Source organism: Streptomyces sp. NPDC002935, assembly GCF_040611295.1.
Classification (GTDB): Bacteria; Actinomycetota; Actinomycetes; order Streptomycetales; family Streptomycetaceae; genus Streptomyces.
Window position 1 is genome coordinate 1 of the sequence record NZ_JBEXNW010000079.1, and the last position, 7,624, is coordinate 7,624.

10 protein-coding genes and 1 riboswitch are annotated in these 7,624 nt (G+C 72.1%); of the genes, 5 read left to right on the top strand and 5 right to left on the bottom strand.

What is annotated here, in order from left to right; all coding sequences use genetic code 11:
* Positions 1-156: 156 nt before the first annotated feature.
* Complete coding sequence (locus ABZX90_RS43495; protein WP_355213688.1) at positions 157-378, bottom strand: CbtB-domain containing protein; 222 nt, start codon at positions 376-378, stop codon at positions 157-159.
* Positions 379-415: 37 nt separating this feature from the next.
* A riboswitch (cobalamin riboswitch) is annotated at positions 416-578 on the bottom strand.
* A gap of 120 nt (positions 579-698) precedes the next feature.
* Between ABZX90_RS43495 and ABZX90_RS43500 the strand changes: the two genes are divergently transcribed.
* A complete protein-coding gene (locus ABZX90_RS43500; protein ID WP_355213689.1) occupies positions 699-1,283 on the top strand; it encodes a histidine phosphatase family protein in 585 nt (194 codons plus the stop codon).
* A gap of 59 nt (positions 1,284-1,342) precedes the next feature.
* On the opposite strand, the gene ABZX90_RS43505 is transcribed toward ABZX90_RS43500, so the two are convergent.
* Together ABZX90_RS43505 and ABZX90_RS43510 are read right to left on the bottom strand one after the other, a co-directional pair.
* Complete coding sequence (locus ABZX90_RS43505; RefSeq protein ID WP_355213690.1) at positions 1,343-1,717, bottom strand: ferredoxin; 375 nt, start codon at positions 1,715-1,717, stop codon at positions 1,343-1,345.
* 51 nt (positions 1,718-1,768) lie between these two features.
* Positions 1,769-2,161 carry a nuclear transport factor 2 family protein gene (locus ABZX90_RS43510; RefSeq protein WP_355213691.1) on the bottom strand — a complete coding sequence of 131 codons (393 nt, stop codon included), beginning with the start codon at positions 2,159-2,161 and terminating at the stop codon, positions 1,769-1,771.
* Between the two features lie 82 nt (positions 2,162-2,243).
* On the opposite strand from ABZX90_RS43510, the gene ABZX90_RS43515 reads away from it, so the two are divergent.
* The 3 genes from ABZX90_RS43515 (at position 2,244) to ABZX90_RS43525 (ending at position 4,409) form a co-directional block, all read left to right on the top strand.
* Positions 2,244-2,807, top strand: coding sequence for a PadR family transcriptional regulator (locus tag ABZX90_RS43515; protein WP_351135206.1), 564 nt, complete (start codon positions 2,244-2,246; stop codon positions 2,805-2,807).
* Between the two features lie 231 nt (positions 2,808-3,038).
* Positions 3,039-3,734: a type 1 glutamine amidotransferase domain-containing protein gene (locus ABZX90_RS43520; RefSeq protein ID WP_351135208.1), complete on the top strand. Its 696-nt coding sequence runs from the start codon at positions 3,039-3,041 to the stop codon at positions 3,732-3,734.
* A 42-nt stretch (positions 3,735-3,776) separates the two neighbouring features.
* The gene (locus tag ABZX90_RS43525; RefSeq protein ID WP_355213692.1) at positions 3,777-4,409 is read left to right on the top strand and encodes a TetR/AcrR family transcriptional regulator; all 633 of its coding nucleotides are present in this window, start codon (positions 3,777-3,779) and stop codon (positions 4,407-4,409) included.
* Here the strand turns inward: ABZX90_RS43525 and ABZX90_RS43530 are convergent.
* Positions 4,357-5,358, bottom strand: a complete 1,002-nt coding sequence (locus ABZX90_RS43530) for a LacI family DNA-binding transcriptional regulator (protein ID WP_351135212.1) — start codon at positions 5,356-5,358, stop codon at positions 4,357-4,359. The two genes, ABZX90_RS43525 and ABZX90_RS43530, sit on opposite strands and share 53 nt — an antisense overlap.
* Positions 5,359-5,485: 127 nt before the next feature.
* Here ABZX90_RS43530 and ABZX90_RS43535 point away from each other — a divergent pair, with 127 nt between their 5' ends.
* The gene (locus ABZX90_RS43535; protein ID WP_355213693.1) at positions 5,486-6,643 is read left to right on the top strand and encodes a Gfo/Idh/MocA family oxidoreductase; all 1,158 of its coding nucleotides are present in this window, start codon (positions 5,486-5,488) and stop codon (positions 6,641-6,643) included.
* Positions 6,644-6,668: 25 nt separating this feature from the next.
* Here ABZX90_RS43535 and ABZX90_RS43540 read toward each other — a convergent pair whose 3' ends face one another.
* Positions 6,669-7,466, bottom strand: a complete 798-nt coding sequence (locus tag ABZX90_RS43540) for a GntR family transcriptional regulator (RefSeq protein ID WP_355213694.1) — start codon at positions 7,464-7,466, stop codon at positions 6,669-6,671.
* Positions 7,467-7,624: the final 158 nt, after the last annotated feature.

The following is a 7,624-nucleotide window of genomic DNA, read 5'->3' on the forward strand; positions in this document are numbered from 1 at the left end:
GAGCGCGTGCTCGGCGCCGACCACCCCGACACGCTCGTCAGCCGCCGCGAGGTCGCCGTCGGGCTCGGCTGGCAGGTCGACCGGACCCCGCCCCCTCGCGCGGGCCGGTTTCCCGGCCGTTGCGACATATCTTGGCTGGTGCGTTCCTCGTCGCCGTCAGTGGCAGGGGAACCCGAGCAGGTGGCGGGCGTCGTGGACCCACTCGTGCACGTTCTCGCCGGACACGAGGGAGGTGGCGCCCTGTTCGGCGCCGACGAAGTAGAGCAGGACCAGCATCAGGATGCCGAAGAACGCCGCCCAGGGCGCGATCGCACCGATCGGCAGCTTCGCGGGGACGGCGGCGGGGTTGACGGTCGGCTGAACGACGGACTGCGCCATGGGGCAGAACCTCCTGGGGAACTCGCGTCCCATCTCGGTGGTGCACAGGACGACAGCCACGGGTCTGACTTGGCCCGCCTTGGTCACCCCTGGCCGGAGTGACATGTGATGGGCTTACAGTGGCGCGACCGTGCCGGATTTCCACCGGGCTTCCGCCGAACCGTCGTCAATATCCACGTGACCGTACCGCGAAGCCGGTTCCCGGCCAAGGGCGCACGCCCCGCACGATGTGCGCCCCGTGCGCCGGGAAGCACGGTAACCGCCCTTCCGGACCAGGGCTTTACTTCCGGGCACGGTCCACAACGTATGAGAGTGAAGGCATGACGAGCCGAGTGATCTTGATCTCCGCGGCGATCAGCGAGGCGCTGCGCGAGGCCCGCTTCGACGACGGGAGTCCGGTGGACGCCGCGGGCCTCAGGAGTGCTCGGACGGCGGCCGACGCGGGTGCGGTGCCGGCCGGGGGCCGGCTGTGGGTCTCCCCCACCGTGCGGTGCCGGCAGACCGCGGAGGCGCTCGGGCTCGAAGGCGGTGTCGACGCATCGGAGTTGGCCGGTCTGGACGTGGGCCGCTGGCGCGGGGCGACCCTGGCCGAGGTGAGCGCGAAGGAACCGGAGGCGGTGGCGCTGTGGCTCGCCGATCCCGCGTCGGCGCCGCACGACGGGGAATCGGTTCGGGCGTTCTGCGACCGGGTGGCGAAGCGCCTGGACGAGGCGGCCGGGTTCGACGGCCGGACCGTCGCCGTGGTGGAGCCCGAGGTCGTACGGGCCCTGGTGCTACGGGTGTTGGGGGCGCCGGGGTCGGCGTTCTGGCGTGTGGACGTTCCACCGCTCACCGTCATGGAGTTCAGCGGACGCGCGGGGCGCTGGAACATCCGCGCAGGACGCCCGCTCGCCGAGCGGGCATGAACCGGCGTTCCTGACCCGGGCGGCCCGCGCCCTCACCGACCTCACCGGTCTCACTGGTCTCACCGCAGAGTGGCCATGAAGTCCGTGCACGCCTGGGCGCACTCCCGGCAGCTCTTCGCTCCGGCCTCCGCGCCGGGACACCCGTCGAAGACCTCGGCGCACTCCAGACAGACAGCACGGCACCACTCCAACTGGGCGCGGATTCGCCGCTCGTTCTGCCCCGGCTGCCCGGACAGGACATGGCAGGTGGCCTCGCACACCTCCGCGCACTGGATGCCCCTGCGCCGTGCGAGGGCCTGTTCCTTCGGCCCGTCGGGATCCTGGAGGCTCGCGCGCAGCGCACAGGTCCGGGCGCACTCGGCGCAGACCTGGGCGCAGGCGAAGCGGTCCTCCAGGAACCGGAAGAGCTCCCGCTGGGACGTCGTCGTTGTCACAACGGCCGGGTAGCCGAAGGGAGTCGGTTCAAACAGCGCGGGACAGGAACCTCACGTGCCGGCCGCTTCCCGGGAGATCTGCTCGAACTGCGCTCCCATGGCCTCGGAGAGCGCCTGCGCCGCCGACAACGGGCGCACCATCACCGTGAATTCGTCGATGCGTCCGTCCTCGTCGAAGTGCAGGAAGTCGCAGCCGTTGATCTCCTTGTCGCCCACCTTGGCCGTGAAGACCAGCGCGTGGTCACGGCCGTCGGATCCGGCGATCTCGCGGACGTAGCGGAAGTCGGTGAAGACGCGCCAGACACCGCGCAGGATGGCCGCGGTGATCGCCTTGCCCGGGTAAGGCTTGAAGGCGACGGGGCTGGTGAACACGACGTCGTCGGCCAGCAGCTCCTCGACCGCGCCGAGGTCCCCGGCCTCCACGGCCTTGCGGAAGGAGTTCATCGCGCCCACCTCTCATACTCAACTAATTGATTAGGTGCGGATCAGATTAGTCGTAGGGGTGCATGCCGTCTAGCCTTGGAGGATGGCATTGCGCAACGCGGTTCTGGCCGCGCTCCTGGAGGGCGAGGCGTCGGGGTACGACCTGGCCAAGGGGTTCGACGCCTCGGTGGCCAACTTCTGGATGGCGACCCCGCAGCAGCTGTACCGGGAACTCGACCGCATGGAGTCCGAGGGGCTCATCGAGGCCCGGCTCGTCCGGCAGGACCGCCGGCCCAACAAACGGGTGTTCTCCCTGACCACCGAGGGCCTGGAGACCCTGGCCGCCTTCACCGCCGCCCCCGCGAGACCCACGGCGATCCGCGACGAGCTGATGGTCAAGGTGTACGCCCTCGACGAGGGGGACGCCGACGCCGTCCGGGCGGCGATCGCCGAGCGGCTGGAGGGGGCGAGCGCCAAGCTGGCGCACTACGACCGGATCGGCGCCCGCCTTCTCGACGGGCGCACCGAGGACGAGTACCTCGCCGGGGCCGAGCGCGTCGGCCCGTATCTCACTCTCCTGGGGGGACGCGCCTTCGAGCAGGCGATCACCGACTGGGCGAGGCAGGCGCTGCGGGTCCTGGAACAGCGTGCGTCCGTGCCCGGCTAGGACAGGTCCCGCGCGGGCGCGGACCACCGCGCCATCGCTCGGCCCATGGGTATTCCCGCGGCCCCATCGGATGGCCTATGGCTGCGAGCGGCTTCCCTATTGGTCACCTATGTCCGGCCCGCATACGGTCGAGGACATCGCCGCCCTGACGATCCGCGTACAGAACGTCAGGACGTACGACCGGAATCCCTCCCTGGTCCGTCAGGGCCCGCACCCTCGGAGAAACACACCATGTCGAAGATCCTTTTCGTGTTGACCGGCGCCGACCACTGGACGCTCGCCGACGGCACCCTGCACCCGACCGGCTTCTGGGCCGAGGAGGCCGCCGCACCGTACGAGGCCTTCAAGGCGGCCGGGCACGAGGTCGTCGTCGCCACGCCGGGCGGCGTCGTGCCGACCGTGGACCAGGGAAGCCTGGCGCCCGAGTACAACGGTGGCCAGGAAGGCGCCGACAAGGTCGCCCGCACCCTCGCGTCCATGACCGAGCTCCAGCAGCCTCTCAAGCTGTCGGAGGTGAACCTCGACGACTACGCCGCCGTCTTCTACCCGGGCGGCCACGGCCCGATGGAGGACCTCTCGGTCGACGCCGACTCCGGCCGGCTGCTCACCCTCGCGCTGGAGTCGGGCAAGCCGCTCGGCGTGGTGTGCCACGGTCCGGCGGCGCTGCTGGCCGCCACCCGGGAGGACGGCTCCAACTCCTTCGCGGGCTACCGGGTCTCGGGGTTCACGAACGTCGAGGAGACCCAGGCCGGTCTCGCCGACCAGGCGAAGTGGCTGCTCCAGGACCGGCTCGTCGAGGCGGGCGTCGACTTCCAGGAGGGCGAGCCGTGGGCCCCGAAGGTGGTCGTCGACCGGAACCTCGTCACCGGCCAGAACCCGGCCTCCTCCGCCCCGCTCGCCGCGGAACTGCTGAAGAAGCTGGCCTGAGCGATGGCGCGCCCCGGCGGTCGAAGCCCGATCGGCTGAACGATGCCCGGTGACCGGCTGGACGAGGTCCTCGACGCCGCCTACGACTGCCTGACCCGGTACGGCATGCGGCGTACGACGATGGACGACATCGCCTCGGTCATGGGCGTGTCCCGGTCGGCGGTCTACCAGTACGTCCACGGCAAGGACGACGCCTTCCGGCGCCTCGCCCGGCGACTCCACGAGCGGGCGCTCGTGCGGGCCCGCCGGGCGGCCGGCGCCGAGGACGCCTCGCACGCCGAACGCGTCCGTGGCGTCCTCGCCGCCAGGCTCGACCTCGCGCGTGGCCTGGCCGGGGACTCCCCTCACACGGCCGAACTCCTCGACGAGAAGGCCCGGTTGTCCGGCGACATCTGCCACGCGTTCACCGGCGAACTGCGCCGGCTGCTGATCGCGCTCTTCACCGAGGCGGACACGGTGGCGCGGTCACCGGCCGGAGTCGAGCCCGTCGAGGCCGCGGACATCTGTCTCGCGCTGGTCGCCGGTCTGGAGTCGGCTCCCGACGGCGGACGGCTGCTCGCTCCGGCGGCGGACGCGCTGCTGACGGGGTTGCTGGGCGCACCGGCGGATTCGGCCGACGAACCTACGCGCCCGGCGGTCCCGTCGTGCCGCGGACTTCCAGCGCCGGGGCGGTGAGGACGACCTCGCCGGGGCGGGCGGGGTCCTCGATGCGGTCCAGCAGACGCTGGGCTGCGCGGCGGCCGATGTCGTGGCCGGCGTTGTCCACGGTGGTGAGCCACAGGTGGCGCATCCGCGCGAGGTAGGTGTTGTCGTAGCCGACGAGGGAGAGGTCGCGCGGCACCCGGTGGCCCAGTTCCTCGGCGGCGGAGAGGGCGCCGATCGCGGCGATGTCGTTGAACGCGAAGACGGCGGTGGGCCGTTCGGCCGCGCTCAGCAGCCGTACGGTCGCCCGGTAGCCGCCCTCCTCGGTCAGATCGCCCTGCTCGACGGCGGCCGCCCCGTCCAGTCCGTGTTCGCGCACGACCGCCTCGAAGCCGCGGCGGCGCAGCGCGCCCGCCATCCCCTGGCCCGCGATGTGCGCGATGCGCCGGTGGCCGAGCCCGACGAGGTGTTCGGTGGCGAGACGGGCGCCGTGCTCGTCGTCCCCCGCGACGATGTCGACGGCGGGCAGCTCGGGCTCCCGGGCGCCCGCGACGACGGTCGGGATCTGTCCGGCGGCCGTACGCAACGCCTCGGAGACCGGCAGGGTGCCGACCGCGATCAGACCGTCGACGCGCAGGTCCAGGAAGGTCCGGGTGAGGTCCTCGCCGAGCCGTCGGTTGAGGTGGCCGTCGGCGAGCAGCATCTGCAGACCGGAGTCGTGCAGCCGGGAGTTCAGGCCGTCGAGCAATTCCACGAACCAGGGGTTGCGCAGGTCGTTGAGGAGCACGCCGACCGTGCGGGTGCGTCGCTCGCTGAGGCTGCGCGCGGCGGCGTTCGTCCGGTAGCCGAGCTCCTCGACGGCGGCGAGCACGGCCTGCCGCTTCTCGTCGCGGACCTGGTCGGAGCCGCGCAGGACGAGCGAGACGAGCGACTTCGACACCCCCGCTCGTTCGGCGACGTCCCGAATCGTCGGAGCTCTCATGACCTGGACCGTTCCATGTCTGGACCGTTCCATAGGGCTGGCTAGCCTGTCAAAGGGGTTGACACGTACTGATACGGGCTCCAATGTGAACCGGAAGGCATTTGGACCGGTCCAAAGAAGGGCAGTCATGGTGCGTACGCTCGGCGTTGCCGTCGTGGGGTTCGGCTGGATGGGGCGGGTGCACACGCAGGCGTACGCGCGCGTGCTCCACCACTTCCCGCACCTCGCCCTGCGGCCCGAACTGGTCGCCGTCGCCGACGAGGTACCGGGCCGGGCCGAGGAGGCCGCCGCGCGGTACGGCTTCGCCACCGCCGTACGCGACTGGCGTGAGATCGCCGCCGACCCGCGCGTCGAGGCCGTGAGCGTCGCCGCGCCGAACTTCCTGCACCGTGAGGTCGGCGTGGCCATGGCCGAGGCCGGCAAGCACATCTGGATCGAGAAGCCGGTGGGCCTGACCGCCGACGACGCCCGCGCCGTGGCGGACGCGGTGGCCGAGGCAGGCGTCCGGGGCACGGTCGGTTTCAACTACCGCAACGCCCCCGCCGTCGTGGCCGCCCGCGAGCTGATCGCCTCCGGCGACATCGGCGACGTCACCCACGCCCGCATCCGCCTCTTCAGCGACTACGCGGCCCATCCCGAGGGCGCGCTGACCTGGCGCTACCAGCGGGAGCGGGGCGGCAGCGGAGTCCTCGGCGACCTGGCCTCGCACGGTGTCGACCTGGCCCGCTTCCTGCTGGGCGAGATCGAGGCGCTGGCGGCGGACACCGCGGTCTTCCTGCCGTTGCGGGCCCGCCCGACCGGCGCGACCGCGGGTCACGCGCACGCGGCGGGCGGCGAGCCGGCCCCCGTGGAGAACGAGGACTACGTCAACTGTCTGCTGCGCTTCTCCTCCGGTGCGCGCGGCGTCCTGGAGGCGTGCCGGGTCTCGGTGGGCGAGCAGAACAACTACGGCTTCGAGGTCCACGGCACCCGGGGCGCGGTGTTCTGGGACTTCCGTCGCATGGGCGAACTGGGGGTCAGCCGGGGCACGACGTACCAGGACCAGCCGGTCAGCACCGTGTACGTCGGTCCGGGGGCCGGGGAGTACGCCGCCTTCCAGCCGGGCGCGGCGAACAGCATGGGCTACGACGATCTCAAGGTCGTCGAGGCGCACACCTTCCTGCGGTCCATCGCCGACAACAGGCCGTACGGCGCGACGCCGGTCGACGCGGTCCACAGCGCGACCCTGCTGGACGCGATGGCACGCTCCGCGGAGTCGGGCGGCTGGGTGACGATCGGCGGGTGAACCCGTGTTCACGGCCCGTGGCTTCTCATGGGCGGACGAGTAGCTGGAATTCGAAGGCGTAGCGCGCGGCGCGGTAGACGTGGGAGCCGTATTCGACGGGGCGGCCGGTGTCGTCGTAGGCCGTGCGCTGCATGGTGAGCAGCGCGGCGCCCACGGGCTCGTCGAGGAGTTCGGCCTCCGGCGGCGTGGCGGAGCGGGCGCCGACGGACTGGCGGGCGCTGTGCAGGGTGATGCCGGCGGCGCGCATCATCCGGTAGAGGCCGGTCGCCTCCAGCCGGACGGTGTCCACATCGAGGAGCCCCTCCGGGATGTAGTTGCACAGGGCTGCCACGGGGCGGCCATGGGTGAGCCGCAGCCGCTCCAGACGGTGCACGCCGCTGCCCTCCGCGATGCCCAGCGCGGCGGCGGCCTCGGGGGGCGCCGGTTCGAGGGCGTTGTGCCGTACGCGGGTCGTCGGGTTCTGCCCGGCCTTCTCCAAGTCGTCGTAGAGACTGCTCAGTTCCAGTGGGCGCTTGAACCGGCTGTGCACGATCTGGGTGCCCACCCCGCGGCGGCGGACCAGGAGCCCCTTGTCGACGAGGGTCTGGATGGCCTGGCGGACGGTGGGCCGGGACAGGCCGAGCCGGGCGGCGAGTTTGGCCTCGTTGCCCAGCAGACTGCCGGAGGCGAGTGCGCCGCGCTCGATGGCGGTCTCCAACTGCCGTGCCAGCTGGTAGTAGAGCGGGACGGGACTGCTGCGGTCGAGCACGAGGTCGAGGCCCTCGGACGGGGCGGCCGGCGCCGCTGCCGATCGGGCGCTCCGGCGGACGGGAACCCTTGCCATCGCATCGTCCTGACGGTCGGTCGGTCCTGGAGGCGGGGGGGGGCGGGGGGCGGGGGGGGCCCCCCCCCCCCCCCCGCGGGGGGGGGGGGGGGGGGGGGGCAGGGCGTGGTTGGTAGGGGAGCGGGAGGGGGGTTGGTGGCGGGGAGGGCCGTCGGGAG

What these genes read in the sequence shown, in the direction of transcription:
- ABZX90_RS43520 (WP_351135208.1), top strand. Translation starts at nt 3,039, where the DNA reads ATGTCGAAGATCCTTTTCGTGTTGACCGGCGCCGACCACTGGACGCTC.
- ABZX90_RS43525 (WP_355213692.1), top strand. Translation starts at nt 3,777, where the DNA reads ATGCCCGGTGACCGGCTGGACGAGGTCCTCGACGCCGCCTACGACTGC.
- ABZX90_RS43540 (WP_355213694.1), bottom strand. Translation starts at nt 7,466, where the DNA reads ATGGCAAGGGTTCCCGTCCGCCGGAGCGCCCGATCGGCAGCGGCGCCG.
- ABZX90_RS43510 (WP_355213691.1), bottom strand. Translation starts at nt 2,161, where the DNA reads ATGAACTCCTTCCGCAAGGCCGTGGAGGCCGGGGACCTCGGCGCGGTC.
- ABZX90_RS43495 (WP_355213688.1), bottom strand. Translation starts at nt 378, where the DNA reads ATGGCGCAGTCCGTCGTTCAGCCGACCGTCAACCCCGCCGCCGTCCCC.
- ABZX90_RS43500 (WP_355213689.1), top strand. Translation starts at nt 699, where the DNA reads ATGACGAGCCGAGTGATCTTGATCTCCGCGGCGATCAGCGAGGCGCTG.
- ABZX90_RS43515 (WP_351135206.1), top strand. Translation starts at nt 2,244, where the DNA reads ATGGCATTGCGCAACGCGGTTCTGGCCGCGCTCCTGGAGGGCGAGGCG.
- ABZX90_RS43530 (WP_351135212.1), bottom strand. Translation starts at nt 5,358, where the DNA reads ATGAGAGCTCCGACGATTCGGGACGTCGCCGAACGAGCGGGGGTGTCG.
- ABZX90_RS43535 (WP_355213693.1), top strand. Translation starts at nt 5,486, where the DNA reads ATGGTGCGTACGCTCGGCGTTGCCGTCGTGGGGTTCGGCTGGATGGGG.